The 13,729-nt window shown below is 71.8% G+C and carries 12 protein-coding genes; 3 read left to right on the top strand and 9 right to left on the bottom strand.

Translation table 11 applies throughout. The annotated features are described in order from the left end of the window. The first annotated feature begins 52 nt into the window (after nt 1-52). A complete protein-coding gene (locus ABZV77_RS17665) occupies nt 53-916 on the top strand; it encodes a LysR family transcriptional regulator (RefSeq protein ID WP_356257103.1) in 864 nt (287 codons plus the stop codon). A gap of 62 nt (nt 917-978) precedes the next feature. Here the strand turns inward: ABZV77_RS17665 and ABZV77_RS17660 are convergent, their stop codons facing one another. The 7 genes from ABZV77_RS17660 to ABZV77_RS17630 all read right to left on the bottom strand — a co-directional run bounded on the left by ABZV77_RS17660 (nt 979) and on the right by ABZV77_RS17630 (nt 9,770). After that, on the bottom strand, nt 979-1,170 hold the full coding sequence (locus ABZV77_RS17660; RefSeq protein WP_356257100.1) for an acyl-CoA carboxylase subunit epsilon: 192 nt from the start codon (nt 1,168-1,170) through the stop codon (nt 979-981). 21 nt (nt 1,171-1,191) lie between these two features. Further along, on the bottom strand, nt 1,192-2,784 hold the full coding sequence (locus ABZV77_RS17655) for an acyl-CoA carboxylase subunit beta (RefSeq protein WP_356257097.1): 1,593 nt from the start codon (nt 2,782-2,784) through the stop codon (nt 1,192-1,194). 184 nt (nt 2,785-2,968) lie between these two features. Next, nucleotides 2,969-5,254: a polysaccharide lyase 8 family protein gene (locus ABZV77_RS17650; RefSeq protein ID WP_356257654.1), complete on the bottom strand. Its 2,286-nt coding sequence runs from the start codon at nt 5,252-5,254 to the stop codon at nt 2,969-2,971. Nucleotides 5,255-5,516: 262 nt separating this feature from the next. Further along, on the bottom strand, nt 5,517-6,347 hold the full coding sequence (locus tag ABZV77_RS17645; RefSeq protein WP_356257094.1) for an ABC transporter permease: 831 nt from the start codon (nt 6,345-6,347) through the stop codon (nt 5,517-5,519). Further along, nucleotides 6,344-7,309, bottom strand: coding sequence for an ATP-binding cassette domain-containing protein (locus ABZV77_RS17640; RefSeq protein ID WP_356257091.1), 966 nt, complete (start codon nt 7,307-7,309; stop codon nt 6,344-6,346). Before ABZV77_RS17640 ends, ABZV77_RS17645 begins: the two co-directional genes overlap by 4 nt. A gap of 839 nt (nt 7,310-8,148) precedes the next feature. Continuing rightward, nucleotides 8,149-8,997 carry a DUF4097 family beta strand repeat-containing protein gene (locus ABZV77_RS17635; protein WP_356257088.1) on the bottom strand — a complete coding sequence of 283 codons (849 nt, stop codon included), beginning with the start codon at nt 8,995-8,997 and terminating at the stop codon, nt 8,149-8,151. Nucleotides 8,998-9,200: 203 nt separating this feature from the next. Next, nucleotides 9,201-9,770: a hypothetical protein gene (locus ABZV77_RS17630; RefSeq protein ID WP_356257085.1), complete on the bottom strand. Its 570-nt coding sequence runs from the start codon at nt 9,768-9,770 to the stop codon at nt 9,201-9,203. Nucleotides 9,771-10,090: 320 nt separating this feature from the next. Here ABZV77_RS17630 and ABZV77_RS17625 point away from each other — a divergent pair, with 320 nt between their 5' ends. Beyond that, on the top strand, nt 10,091-10,708 hold the full coding sequence (locus tag ABZV77_RS17625; RefSeq protein ID WP_356257082.1) for a YceI family protein: 618 nt from the start codon (nt 10,091-10,093) through the stop codon (nt 10,706-10,708). A gap of 71 nt (nt 10,709-10,779) precedes the next feature. Further along, nucleotides 10,780-11,328 (top strand): hypothetical protein, encoded by a 549-nt coding sequence (locus ABZV77_RS17620; RefSeq protein ID WP_356257079.1) that lies wholly within the window; start codon nt 10,780-10,782, stop codon nt 11,326-11,328. Between the two features lies 1 nt (nt 11,329). On the opposite strand, the gene ABZV77_RS17615 is transcribed toward ABZV77_RS17620, so the two are convergent. Continuing rightward, nucleotides 11,330-12,229, bottom strand: coding sequence for an alpha/beta hydrolase (locus ABZV77_RS17615; RefSeq protein ID WP_356257076.1), 900 nt, complete (start codon nt 12,227-12,229; stop codon nt 11,330-11,332). 117 nt (nt 12,230-12,346) lie between these two features. Further along, complete coding sequence (locus ABZV77_RS17610; protein WP_356257073.1) at nt 12,347-13,729, bottom strand: hypothetical protein; 1,383 nt, start codon at nt 13,727-13,729, stop codon at nt 12,347-12,349.

Here is a 13,729-nt window from a genome sequence, read left to right as displayed (position 1 = left end):
CCTGGCACGATTGATCCAACGCATAGCCGTCATAGACCTATGAGGCCGCCTCATGACCGTGAACTTCCCGCAGCTCAGGGCGTTTCTGGCCGTCGTCGACGCGGGCGGTTTCAGCGCGGCCGCCGACGAGCTCGGCCTGAGCCAGTCCGCGGTGTCGCACGCCGTGGCCTCCCTGGAACGCGAGCTGGCCGCCCCGCTGCTCGTCAGGTCAGGTCCGGTGCGGACGACGGCGCTCGGGGAGCGGGTCCTGCCGTACGCCCGCAGTGCGCTGTCGGCGGTCCGGGCCGTGGAGGAGATCGCCGAGGACGCCGGAACCGTCACCGGCACCGTGCGGCTCGCGTCGACCCCGACGGTCTGCCAGGGCCTGCTGCCCGGCCTGGTGCGGCACTGGCGGGAGAGCTGTCCGCGCGTCACGGTGCGGGTCTTCGAGGGCGACAGCGCCGAGGTCGAACGGTGGCTGGAGAACGGCACGGCCGACGCCGCCGTCCTGATCGATCCGCCGCCGGGCCCCGGCGTCCGGCTGGCCGTCGACGGCTACCGCGTGCTGCTCCCCCGCGACCATCCGCTGGCGGCCGAGCCGGTCGTCGACGTGCGCGAGCTGGCGGACGACGACTTCCTGATCTCACCGGGCGGCTGCGAGGAGCGGGTCCGTGCGCTGCACGACCTGGCGGAGCTGCGGTTCGCCCCGGCGCAGCGGGTACGGGATCTGGCCACCCTGATCAGCATGGTGCAGGCGGGCATCGGTGTGACCGTCCTGTCGGAGGTCTCCCGCCCGCTGGTCCCGCCCGACCTGGTGCTGCTGCCGGTGGAGCCGCGGGCCGCCCGGCGCCTGGTGCTGAGCGGCCCACGGGAGCGGCCCTGGCATCCCGCGGTCCGCCCGCTTGCGGAGTCGGCCGCCGCCCGCACACCTTCCTGAGCTGCGACGACGAGGGCCCCGCTCTCCTCCGGGAGAGCGGGGCCCTGGTCACGATGGGGGCGTCAGCCCTGCCAGCTGTGCGGGGAGCGGAAGCCCGGGGTGCGCTCGAGGCGGCGCCAGCCTGCCTTGTCGCGGCCACGGCGCGCGGGGGCGGCGGGCTGGGCGGCGGCGCGCGCCAGCAGGATCGCGGTGATGGCCGCGACCTCCTCGGGCTCGGCGTGGCCCTTCTCGACGCGAATGTCGGGGGTAGTCATCTGCAGCGTTCTCCTTGTGGGCTACTGCGGGGGGTTGCCGTGCTTGCGCGAGGGCAGGTCGGCGTGCTTGTTGCGGAGCATGGCGAGGGACTTGATGAGCACCTCGCGGGTCTCGGCCGGGTCGATGACGTCGTCGACGAGGCCGCGCTCCGCGGCGTAGTAGGGGTGCATCAGCTCGGCCTTGTACTCCTTGACCATGCGCGCGCGCATCGCCTCGGGGTCCTCCGCGGCCGCGATCTGACGCCGGAAGATCACGTTCGCGGCGCCTTCGGCACCCATGACCGCGATCTCGTTGGTGGGCCAGGCGTAGGTGAGGTCGGCACCGATGGACTGGCTGTCCATGACGATGTACGCGCCGCCGTACGCCTTGCGCAGGATCAGCGAGATCCGCGGGACGGTGGCGTTACAGTACGCGTACAGGAGCTTGGCGCCGTGGCGGATGATGCCGCCGTGCTCCTGGTCGACGCCGGGCAGGAAGCCGGGGACGTCGAGCAGGGTGAGGATGGGGATGTTGAAGGCGTCGCACATCTGCACGAAGCGCGCGGCCTTCTCGGAGGCCTCGATGTCCAGGACACCGGCCAGGGCCTGCGGCTGGTTGGCGACGATGCCGACGACCTTGCCGTCCAGGCGGGCCAGGGCGCAGATGATGTTGCGCGCCCAGCGCTCGTGGACCTCCAGGTAGTCGCCGTCGTCGACGAGCTCCTCGATGACCTTGGTCATGTCGTACGGCCGGTTGCCGTCCGCGGGGACCAGGTCGAGCAGGACGTCCGAGCGGCGCTCGGCCGGGTCCTCCGACTCGTGCGCCGGGGGGTTCTCGCGGTTGTTGGAGGGGAGCATCGAGATCAGGTAGCGGACCTCGGCCAGGCAGGTCTCTTCGTCGTCGTACGCGAAGTGGCAGACGCCCGAGGTCTCGGCGTGCACGTCGGCGCCGCCGAGGCCGTTCTGGGTGATCTCCTCACCGGTCACCGCGCGGACGACGTCCGGCCCGGTGATGAACATCTGCGAGGTCTCGCGGACCATGAAGACGAAGTCGGTGAGGGCGGGCGAGTACGCCGCGCCGCCCGCGCACGGGCCGAGCATCACGCTGATCTGCGGGATGACGCCGGAGGCCTTGGTGTTGCGCTGGAAGATGCCGCCGTACCCGGCAAGCGCCGAGACGCCCTCCTGGATGCGGGCGCCCGCGCCGTCGTTGAGCGAGACCAGCGGGGCACCGGCCGCGATGGCCATGTCCATGATCTTGTGGATCTTGGTGGCGTGGGCCTCGCCGAGCGCGCCGCCGAAGATCCGGAAGTCGTGCGCGTAGACGAAGACCGTGCGGCCCTCCACCGTGCCCCAGCCGGTGATGACACCGTCGGTGTACGGCTTCTTGGCCTCCAGGCCGAAGCCCGTGGCCCGGTGCCGACGCAACTGCTCGACCTCGTTGAACGAGTCCGGGTCGAGGAGCAGCTCGATCCGCTCGCGGGCGGTCAGCTTGCCCTTGGCGTGCTGGGCCTCGGTCGCCTTCTCGCTCGGCCCGCGCAGGGCCTCCGCACGGATCTCGTGCAGCTCGGCCACGCGGCCGCGCGAGTCGGTGGGCTCGCCCCCAGAGGAAGCGGTCTCGTCCAAAACGGTCATGTAGCGACCTTACGGAGGGCCCCCGGGTAAACGGACCGTCGACTATGAACAGTCTCCGGGCCGTTTTCCTGGCACCCCCGAACAGAAGCGCGCCACAGCCATGAAGAAGTGACGGCTCAGACCCTCTACGGCTGTGGGGTTTCCACAAAAGAGCCCTGGGACCGCGACACCCGAGAGGCCTCCGTCAGCTGAGAGTCACCTCACAGCGGTGGCTCGCGCAGGCCTTCCCCGGCGTGATCCGCAGCCGCAGCGAACGGCCCGTGCCGAGCACCTCGACCGAGGGGTCCTTGCCCACCACCCGGGACACGGGTCGGTTCCAGGTGAATTCGAAGGATTCTCCAGTGCGCGGGGGCTCGCTCACATGCACCGTAGCCCCTCTCCCCCGCTGCCGTACCAGCACACCGGCAGGCGCGGTCACGGCGAGCCGCCCCGCCTCGCCCGCCTGCCAGAAGTTGGCCGCGGTCAGACCGAGCGAGTCGACGGCCACGGCCTGGACCTCCGCCGAGTTGGCGAGGACCGACAACCAGCGGCGGTCGTCGGCGCGGGCCTGGAGGGTGCGGCGCGAGGCGTTCGGCATCAGGACATAGGCGTACGTAGCGTCCGTGGGGTCGGTCCCGTGCTTCAGCCAGAGCGTCTGCCAGCGCCTGGTCCGCCGCTCGGTGGAGCTGCCGGTGTTGATGTCGGACCAGGCTCCGGTGCGGTCCTCGCGCACCGCCGCGAGCTGGGACGTACCGCCGGGGAAGAGCCATCCGCCGTGGCCGTCGAGGTGGGCCCAGCGGGGGCGCGGACGGTCCTCGACGGTGAAGGCCGCGGTACCGGCCTCGCCCAGGTTGCGGTTGTCGACGACCGTCTCGACGGGGGTGCCGTCGGTGGCGGTGATCCCGGCACCCAGACAGATCACGGCGTCCGCGACGCAGAACCACGACTTGCGGGCGTCGAGCGTGGAGCCGAGGCCCTTCAGGTGCTGGCCGACGGCTGCGAACTCACCGTCGGTCGTGCCGCCCACCCACGTCACCGGGGGCCTGGCGGCGCCCCACTCGCCACCGGCCTTGTCGGGGAGCCGCTTGGCGGACACGGTCGTGCCCGGCAGCCGGTAGGGGTCGACGGTCGGCCAGAACCAGTCGGTGTACTGGTCTCCGTGGGCCCCGGCGCCCCACCAATAGACCATCCCGGCGCCGGTGTGCCAGCCGCGCGGGTTCTCGCCGTTGCCGCACTCGTAGTACGAGATCCGGTCCGAGGCCATCGAGAGGTTCACCGCGAACCCGGGGCGCCGGTGCACGGCGCGGTCCATGGCGGCGAAGAGCCGGTGCCCGACCGGCTCGGGCGCCGCCCGCACCGGGGAGTCCGCCACGGCGTGCAGCCGCGCCAGATCGGCGACGCCCAGCTGCCGGGCGGTGAGCAGCGGTGTGACGGTGTCCCGCTCGATCCAGCCCTTGATCCGGCCGTGCCAGCGCTCCCGCTCGGCCGCGCTCGCGCCGCCCGCGAGCATCGCCACGGCGGCGATCAGGCCCTGCCCGTGGAAGTGGTCGCTCCGCATGATCTTGCGGTCGTCGCCCTTGAGGTAACCGCGGCTGACGGCGCGGCCGTTGACGCTGTCCATCATCAGCCCGTCGAGGATCAGCGGCGCGTACGCCCGCTCGACGCTGTCGAGGATGATCTGCTTCTTGGGGTCGGTGACGGCCCAGGTCGACCCGGCGAGCAGCGCGAAGAGGCGGCCGAGACCGTCGAGCATGACCTGGCCGTACGTTCCCGAGTAGGCGACCCAGGTGTGCTGTACGAAGGAGCCGTCCGCGTAGAGCCCGTCGCCCTTGGTGACGTAGGGGAAGACCGGTGAGAGCGCGTCGCGGGCGAGGGCGACCTTGGCCGGTGCCCTGCCGAGGATGCCGCGCAGGGCGACGGAACGGCACAGGTCGACGCGGTTGGCGCCGGTCGAGGTGCCGGTGTAGTCGCCGATCGCGGAGTCGGGGACGAAGTGGTCGACGGCGGCGAAGGCCTTGTCCCTGCGGTCCGCGCCGAGTTCGTCGTGGAGCGCGGCCACGATGTCCATGAGCAGCCGGGGGCTGCCTATCTGCCACTCCCACCAGTTGCCGTAGCGGGTGGTGGAGGGGTTGTAGACGGTGGCGACGACGTGGTCGAAGCCGCGCAGGACGTCGGCGAGGAGAGCGGTGTCACCGGTCGAGCCCGTCCCTTCACAGACGTACGCCTGTGCCATCGTCCACAGCCTGCTGAGGCTGAGGGTGATACCGGCGGGCGGGTCGAACGGGGCGTCGGGCCAGAGGGACTTGGCGGCCGGGGCCATGGCCGCGCGGAAGGTGCGGGCGAGGTCGCCGGTCTCCTTCAGGCGGGAGGCGTACGGCTCGGTGGCGGGGTCGTAGCCGGTGCCGAGGGAGATCTCCAGCCAGCGCTTGCGCAGGACGGCGAACTCGTCGTCGCCCTCGGCGGCGTACGCCTGGAACGGCAGGTTCAGCATGGCGGCGGCTCCGGCCGTACCGAAAGCGGTTGCGGCGAGGAAGGTGCGACGGGTGTGGGTCATGCGACAGGGGTGTATCAGCGGAAAGAAAGCGCTGTCTATACCTCTGACAGAGACGGACAGAGACTGGCAGAGTTCGGCAGGCACCGGCGCACGAGGTGCACAACAGCTGAGGGCCGCGCGACGTCGTCGTCGCGCGGCCCCCTCCGCGAGGCACCCCCGTGGCTCCGCGGGGTCTGTGGGGTCTGTGAGGTCTGTGGGCTCAGCGGGTGGCGCCCCGCCTGAACAGCGAGCGCGCCCAGACGAAGCCGAGCAGGGCGATGGCGACGCCCCAGCCCACCGCGAGCGGCCCGAACTTGCCGATCTCCGCACCGGTCAGCAGCCCGCGCAGGGTCTCCGTGAAGGCGGTGTAGGGCTGCCACTCGGCGAAGTGGCGCAGCCAGCCCGGCATCGAGTCGAGCGGCACGAACACGCTACTGAGGAAGGGCAGCAGGAAGGAGAAGGGCAGGGCGACGCTGCTGGCCGCCTCGGGCGCCTTGACGAGCTGGCCGAGCGCGACGGCGAGCCAGGTGAGCGCGGTGCTCATGAGGGCGAGCAGACCGGCCGCGGCGATCCACTCGACGGGCTCGGCGCCGGACCGGAAGCCGATGAGGAAGGCGACACCGGTGACGAAGACGATGGTGATCATCGTCTGGATGACGGCGCCGACGGCGCGGCCCGTGAGGATCGACGAGCCGTTGATCGGCATGGTCCGGAACCGGGCCACGATGCCCTCGGTCATGTCCGTGCAGACGCCGACCGTGGTGGGCAGGACGCCCGAGCCGACGGCCATCAGCAGGATGCCGGGGACGAGGTAGTCGATGTAGTCGCCGGACCCCTGGTCGCCCATGCCCGCCGACATCGTGCCGCCGAAGACGTAGTTGAAGAGCAGCAGCATGGCGACGGGCATGCTCACCAGGCTGATCGTCATGGCCGGGTAGCGGTGGGCGTGCCTGAGGTTGCGACGCAGCATGGTCAGGGAGTTCTGCAGCGCGGAGGTGGGGGCGGGGACGTGGGTCCGCGTGGCCGGAGGGGTGGCGGTGACAGTGCTCATCGGGTGGTCGCTTTCTGGTGGTCGGGGCGGCCGGTCACGGCGAAGAAGACGTCGTCGAGGTCGGGGGTGTCGATGGTGAGTCCCTCGACCTCGGTCCCGCTGGCCTCGACCAGGTCGAGCACCGCCTTGACGGACTTCAGGCTGCCGTCGCTGGGGACGTGCAGAGTCATGGCGTCGTCGTCCCGGCTGCCGACGCCGAGCAGTCGCGCGATCTTGTCGAGGCCGTCGAGCTCGGCGAAGCGGAGCTGGATGTGGCCACCGGGGACGAGGCGCTTCAGCTCGCCCGGGGTGCCCTCGGCGACCAGCTTGCCGCCGCTCAACACCGCGATGCGGTCGGCGAGTTGATCCGCCTCCTCCAGATACTGCGTGGTCAGGAAGATGGTCACGCCGTCGGCGACGAGCTCACGGACGATCTCCCACATGCCGTGCCGACTGCGCGGGTCCAGGCCGGTGGTCGGCTCGTCCAGGAAGATCACGCGCGGGCTGCCGACCAGGGTCATCGCGATGTCGAGCCTGCGGCGCATGCCTCCGGAGTACGTCGCCGCGGGCTTCCCTGCCGCCTCGACGAGGTCGAACCGCTCGATGAGCCCGGCGGCGAGGTGCCGCCCCTGACGGCGCCCGAAGCCGTACAGGTCCGCCATGAGCGTCAGGTTCTCCTCGCCGGTGAGGAGGTTGTCGACGGCGGAGAACTGCCCGGTGACACCGATCGCGGCACGCACCGCGTCGGGTTCGCCCACCAGGTCGTGCCCGGCCACGCGTGCCTCGCCCGAGTCGGCGGAGATGAGCGTGGAGAGGATCTGCACGGCGGTCGTCTTGCCTGCGCCGTTGGGCCCGAGCAGGGAGAAGATCGTGCCTTGCGGGATGTTGAGGTCGATCCCGTCCAGCACGGTCTTCTGGCCGTAGGCCTTGCGCAGGTTGGTTGCGGTGATGGCTGCTGGGCGCGCGGGGTGGGGCGTTGCCATGTCCGTTCCTTCTTTGGGGGTGAGGCGTTGGGGGTCAGGCGTTGGGGGTCAGGCGTTGGGGGTCAGGCGTTGGGGGTGAGGCTCTGACGTGGAGCGTTGATTAGGACTTCAGTTCGAATCTGGTCCTGGGGGTGGGGCTTTGGAGGTGCCAACTGGAGGGCGGGGGCGGGGCCGTGGGCTCCCGGGGAGGTGCGACTTCGGTGGAACTTGAGCCGGGGGGCGGCGGGATGGCGCGGCCCGGGCGGGAGAGGCGGAGCGTGAGCTGCTGAGGCTCGCGGAGGGGTGGGGTGCGGCCTGGGCGCCGGGCGGGACGTGCCGGGTGCCGGGCGGGGGCGGCTCGGGTGGTCCGAGGGCTTGGGGCGGGGCACTGGTGGGGCGGGGCGCCGGTGGTGAGGTGCGGACCGGGGGTGGATTGCCGGTGGCGGGTGGGGCGTGGGCCGGATCGAGGCCGTGGGGCGGCGGGGGCCGGTCGGGGCGCCAGCGGGGCGCAGGCTGGGCCGAGGCCGCCGGGCACCAGGCAAAGCCGTTGGGCGGGATCGGTGAGGCGCGGGCCGGGCGGGGGCCGCAGGGCGGGATCGGCGTGGCGCGAGCCGGACCGCGGGGCCGGGCGGGGCCGGTAGGGCCGGTAGGGCCGGTAGGGCCGGTAGGGCCGGTAGGGCCGGTAGGGCCGGTAGGGCCGGTAGGGCGAGGTTGCAGGGTGGGCGGAGCCCGAGGGGGCGGAAGGCTGGTGGGGCGGCGCCACCGGGCGGGGGTCCCGGCGGGGGGCCCGGCGGGGGGCCCGGCGGGGGTACCGGCGGGGGTACCGGCGGGGGTACCCGCGAGGCAGAGCCCCGCGAGGGTCAGGCTCGGTGGATCTTGATGTCGCCGATGCCCGTGCGCGCATGCACCTTCAGCGTGTCGACGGGACCTCCCGACGCCTCCGGGGACCCCGATTCCTCCAGCGCCTGGCTCACGGACCCCGCCTTCGTCCGCACGTCGAGCCACGCGGCCGTACCCTCGCGGATGCCGATCTCGATCTTGCCCGCCGCCGACTCCACGACGGTCGCGCCGCGGGCCACCTCGCCCACCCGCACGGCCCCGTTGGCCGTCTTGACGCTGACGTCGGCGGCCGCGCGGTCGATGGTGACGGAGCCGTTGGAGGCCTTCACCTGGATGTCGCCCTGGATGTCGCCGAGGGCGGTGATGCCGTTGGAGTTCTTGATCTCGACCGTTCCCTCGACCTCACCGAGACGGACCTCCCCGGAGGAGGTGTGGACCTCGACCGAACCGCTCGCACGCCCCAGCGAGATGTCGCCGTAGCCCGTGACCAGCTTGGCCGCGGCGGCCCGCTCGATCTGGATGTCACCCGCGGAGGTCTTGAACTCGCAGTCACCGAGCCCTCCTTCGGAGGTGATGTGCGCCATGACGGTCGTGGCGTGCAGCTCGGAACCGGCAGGCAGCGCGATGTCCACGTCGATGGACGGCGCCTTGCCGAACATGGAGCGCTCCCTGGGCCCCTTGACCAGCAGCTTGCCGTTGGCGAACTCGACGCGGGTGCGCTCGGCCGCCTTGATGTCCGCTTCCACGGTCGCGCTGCTCGGCCGTACGTCCACGACGGTGTCCGCACGCTCCCCGGCCGTGATCCGGAGTGCGCCGACCCGGAAGGTGACGGTGGCGCTGATGGGCTTCGGGGTGTCGAAAGAAGGCATGGCTGTCCCGTCCTAGGGGCTCGCCGAGCCCTCAAGGGCTCGGTCGGCGAAGGCTGATGGAAGGTGACGAACGTGTGCGCTGAACGTGAGCACTGAACAGTGAGTGCTGGACAGTGGGTGCTGAAGAGTGGGTGCTGGGCCGTGAGGTGTCGTCCCGTGCCGGGTCAGGCGGCGTCAGCGCCGCCCGGCCGCAGCCCGGCGCGCTACCGCACCCAGCCGGTGAAGCCCGTCCCGGAGTGCCAGGCCTCGCGGCGGCCGCCCGCCGCACCCGCCGTGTCCGCCCGGCCCGCCCGTCCTTCGGGCTGGTCGACGGCGCCGGACACCGCACGGACGAGCCACGCGTTGACCGAGAGGCCGTCCCGGTTCGCCGCCTCCTCCACGCGGGCCTTGACGTGGGCGGGAAGGCGGAGGTTGACCCGGGCGGTGCCGCCGTCGTCCGCGAGGTCGGGCGCGGCGGGCGGCGGGGGCGGTGTCGGCCGGGCCGCCATCAGTGCCGCGTACTCGGCCTGCGCGTCGAACGGCTCGGCCGCGGGCGGCGGTGTCACCACGAACTCCGGGTCGACACCACGCAGTCGTACATCGACCGAGCCAGGTGCGAGGTCGGCGGTGATCTCGTCCGCGGCGGCGGAGAGCGCGTTCAGCAGAGTGAGCCGGGCGGCCGACTCCAGCGGGGCGGTGAGGCGCTCGGCCAGGGCCCGCGCCTCGTCCCCGCCCGCTTCGGCGGCCACGGCGAGCTCCTGCCGAAGCTGATCGACGTACTGCGTGAGGTTCATGACGCCATAGTGGCACCACATTGGCGCCATCGCAAGCCTCAGTGGCGCAGAACCCCGCACCTACATGGCGCCACGCACCCATATTCGCAGGCCAGAGCATGCGCACCACCCCATGACGCCAACACGGCACCCGCGAGACGCCACCCGGCACCGAGTGGCGCCAAGCGATGCCAAGTGGCGCCACATTCGGCCAATCCACGTAATCACGGCCAACACGCCGCACTAGAGGTTGAATGTTGAACCGAATCGCGTTACCTTCGATCTCGTTGAACATTCAACAGCAGCTCCACCCCCGGAGCTCGTCCCCCAAGGAGCACGTCATGGGTCTCTTCGGCCGCAAGAACGACACCGACACCACCCCGGCTGCCGCCGCCCCCGCCGCGGTCAACCCGGACCTCGCCGCGCTGACCGGCGACTACACGATCGACCCCTCGCACACGACGATCGGCTTCGTCGCGCGCCACGCCATGGTCACGAACGTCAAGGGCTCCTTCCTCGACTTCTCGGGCACGCTGCACCTGGACGGCTCCGAACCGTCCGGCTCGACGGCCTCCCTCGACGTCAAGATGCAGAGCATCGACACGGGCAACGCCGACCGTGACGGCCACCTGAAGAGCGCGGACTTCTTCAAGACCGACGAGTTCCCGGAGATGACCTTCCGCTCCACCAAGACGGAGGCGCTGGGCGGCGACGACTACCGCGTCACCGGTGACCTGACGATCCTGGGCACCACGAAGCCGCTCACGATCGACCTGGAGTTCAACGGCGCGGCCACGGACCCGTTCGGCAACGAGCGCGTCGGCTTCGAGGGCAAGTCGGAGATCCTGCGCTCGGAGTGGGGCCTCACCTGGAACGCCGCGCTGGAGACCGGCGGCGTGCTCGTCTCCGACAAGATCAAGCTGAACTTCGACATCTCCGCGATCAAGGCCGGTTCCTGAACGGACCTCGACCCCACCCCGCACGGCCACCCCGCCCGACCGCAGGACCCGCGCGCGCTACCGTTCCGCCTGTGCCCGAGTTCATACAGCAACTGCCCGCACTCATCGGCGTGATCGTCGGCGCGCTCGGGTCCTATGTGGCCATCATGCGAGGCGACCGCATCCGCTTCCGTCGGGAGCAGGCCGCCCGCTGGGAGGAGCGGCGGCTCGCCGTCTACACCGAGTACGCCCGGGTCCTGAAGCTGACCGTCACCCTCACCTACCGGGTCGCCGCCCACCTCGGCAACGACCCGCACCCGCACCCCCTCTCCCCCGAAGAGGCCGTCCCGCACTTCACTCAGGCCGCCGACGCCCGGGACCCCGCGGGGGAGGCGCTGCTCATGCTCGGCGCGCCGGAGGTCGTCGACGAGGCGCGGGAGTGGGTGCTCCTGGTGATCAGGATGGAGCGGTTCCTGCGGGAGGACACCCACGACCCCGAGGCGTGGGCCGCACTCCTGGAACGGCAGCGGGCCGCACGCCAGGCCTACTACGCGGCCGTGCGGCGGGACTTGGCCCTGCCGCCGGGGCATCCGGGACGGTGGCCGGTGACGGTTCCCCCGGCCGACGCCCAGGCGCGGTAGGTCACTCCCCGACCGGCACCCGCCCCAGCGTGTGCTCCAGGATCGCCTTCTCCAGAGGCCCGTGCACCGCGGGCGGCAGCGCATGGCCCATGCCCGGGATCTCCACCAGACGCGCACCGGCGACGACCTGGGCGAGGTGCTGGGGGTGCGGAGGCGGGAAGACGGGCTCCGCGGTGGCGGAGACGACGAGCACGGGCACCCGGTTCGCGGCCAGTTCGGCCGTGCGGAGCATGCCGGAACTGTCGGCGCGACCATGGGCCGACGACTCCGCATAGCTGCCCGCATGCTCGATGACGCGCCGTTCCAGCTCCCTGAAGTACGCCGCGTCGAACGGCAGTTGATCGCCGCCCAGCAGACGCCAGTGCTCCACCCGCCGGTCCAGCTCGGCCTCCCGGCCGTGGTCCTCGACAGGCCGTGCCCACATCTCCAGGATCTCGGGCGCGATGCCGGGCAGCTCCGCGACGGGGACGCTCACCCCGTCCGGCCGTACGTACGGCGTCTCACTCAGCGCGCACGTCCCCAGCAGGGTCGCGCTCAGCACCCGCTCAGGATGGTCGGCGAGCACGAGCTGGGAGAGCATGCCGCCCAGCGAGAGGCCGACGACGTGCGCCCGCTCGATCCCGAGACCGTCCAGGACCGCGACCGCGTCCCGCGCCAAGTCGGTGACGGCGTAGGGCTCCTCGTCGAAGGGGCGGTCCGAGCGGCCCGTGTCGCGGTGGTCGTAGCGGATGACGTGGTGATGCGCCGCGAGCGCGTCGACCAGCGGCTCGGGCCAGCCGAGCGCGGAGGCCTGGGCTCCCATGACGAGCAGCAGCGCGGGAGCGTCGGGCGCACCTCGCCGCTCCGTCCACAGCCGGACCCCCGGCGCGACATCGACGTACTGCTCATGGACCTGTCGCATGGCTGACTCCCCGCACTCGAAACAACAAGACGAACCGTATCGTCTCGCAACTCCTGAGTGCGGTCAAGGGGTCCGCGGTCGGACGCTCCCGGCTCCTGGCTCCTGGCTCCTGGCTCCTCAGAACCCGCCCCCGCCCCCGAAGTCGCCGCCGCCACCGAAGTCCCCGCCCCCGCCGAAATCGCCGCCACCGAAGTCGCCGCCGCCGAAGTCCGAGGAGTCGAAGTCCGCTCCCGAGTAGTCGCCGCCCTCGTAGTCGCCGCTGAAGTCCCCGTATCCGGAGCCGTGGTCCGCCGCGTACGCGGGGCTCGACATCATTCCGCCGAGCATCGTGCCGACCAGGAGTCCCGGCAGGATGCCGCCGCCGAAGTACCCGCCCGCCCACGGTCCGTACGCCGGTCCTGCCTCCCAGTAGGGCCGCCGCTCGCCGGAGTCCGTGGCCACGGTCCGCACCATCGGGTCCTCGCCGTCCGCGAGCCGCGCCGCGTCCGCCGCGCACACCGGGACCGAGCGTTCCGCGCCGTTCGCGGGCGCCCACGTCGCGTCCTCGACCGACGGTCCGTGCCGCGGGTCGAAGAAGCAGGGGGCCCGCCGCTCCGGCAGCTCGCGGCCTTCCCGGCGCGCGGCGAGCAGGGCCAGCGAAAAGCGGCCGTCCTCCAGTGCCTGGGTGACGCCCCGCACGTCCTCGGGGCGCTCGGCGGCCGCCATGTACGCCTTCGCCTTCTCGTACGCGTCCAGCGCCCGCTCGTAGTCCGCGCGCATCGCGTCGTCCGCGCCCGCCTCCGCGGGGTGGAAGTCGAGGCGGTCCAGCTCCTCGCCGAACGCGGTGATGTCCTCGTCGACGACGACGGACAGCTTGCGCAGCGACTCGCGCTGCATCTCCTCGTGGCGCCGCTTCTTGCGCCGGACGATCGCGTACGCGCCCCCGGCACCCGCCACGACGACCACCCCGACCCCGACGAGGGCGCCCACCGAGACGCCGTCGTCCTCGCCGCCGCCCCAGGAGCTCGGGGCCTTGCCGCCCGCCTGTACGAGGGCCTGGCCGACGAAGCGGTCGAGCTGGGCGGGGGCGTCCTCGCCCTGGACCAGCGAGACGAGGTTGTCGACGGCGTTGGGCGAAAGCACCGACCGGTCGGCCTTCGCGTCGAACCCTTCGCCGAGCCGGACCGCGTACGCGCCGGTCACGCCGGTCTCGGTGCGCAGCTGGCGGAAGAGTTTCTGCTGCGGGAAGTTGTCCGGCAGCACGGCCACGAAGACCGGCTTGTCGGCCTTCTTGATCTTCTGGGCGAGGGCGTCGGCCTGCTCTCCCGACAGCTGGTCCGACGCCGCGGGATCGACGTACACCGGACTCTTCTTCCAGGCGTCGGCCACCACCGACACGCTGGAGGCGTCCTGCGTCCCGGATGCCGCGACGACCCCGGGCGCCGCCGTGAACGACACGGCACCCAGGGCGAGCAGCAGTCCGGAGACTCCGACGGTGATCCGCTTCGTCCGATTCCTCAT

The organism is Streptomyces sp. NPDC004732, assembly GCF_040609235.1.
Taxonomy (GTDB): domain Bacteria; phylum Actinomycetota; class Actinomycetes; order Streptomycetales; family Streptomycetaceae; genus Streptomyces.
This window is presented reverse-complemented; position numbering and strand designations above follow the sequence as displayed.

Coding starts and splice junctions, on each gene's coding strand:
- ABZV77_RS17665 (WP_356257103.1), top strand. CDS start 53: ATGACCGTGAACTTCCCGCAGCTCAGGGCGTTTCTGGCCGTCGTCGAC.
- ABZV77_RS17660 (WP_356257100.1), bottom strand. CDS start 1,170: ATGACTACCCCCGACATTCGCGTCGAGAAGGGCCACGCCGAGCCCGAG.
- ABZV77_RS17655 (WP_356257097.1), bottom strand. CDS start 2,784: ATGACCGTTTTGGACGAGACCGCTTCCTCTGGGGGCGAGCCCACCGAC.
- ABZV77_RS17650 (WP_356257654.1), bottom strand. CDS start 5,254: ATGCTGAACCTGCCGTTCCAGGCGTACGCCGCCGAGGGCGACGACGAG.
- ABZV77_RS17645 (WP_356257094.1), bottom strand. CDS start 6,347: ATGAGCACTGTCACCGCCACCCCTCCGGCCACGCGGACCCACGTCCCC.
- ABZV77_RS17640 (WP_356257091.1), bottom strand. CDS start 7,309: ATGGCAACGCCCCACCCCGCGCGCCCAGCAGCCATCACCGCAACCAAC.
- ABZV77_RS17635 (WP_356257088.1), bottom strand. CDS start 8,997: ATGCCTTCTTTCGACACCCCGAAGCCCATCAGCGCCACCGTCACCTTC.
- ABZV77_RS17630 (WP_356257085.1), bottom strand. CDS start 9,770: ATGAACCTCACGCAGTACGTCGATCAGCTTCGGCAGGAGCTCGCCGTG.
- ABZV77_RS17625 (WP_356257082.1), top strand. CDS start 10,091: ATGGGTCTCTTCGGCCGCAAGAACGACACCGACACCACCCCGGCTGCC.
- ABZV77_RS17615 (WP_356257076.1), bottom strand. CDS start 12,229: ATGCGACAGGTCCATGAGCAGTACGTCGATGTCGCGCCGGGGGTCCGG.
- ABZV77_RS17610 (WP_356257073.1), bottom strand. CDS start 13,729: ATGAGGAATCGGACGAAGCGGATCACCGTCGGAGTCTCCGGACTGCTG.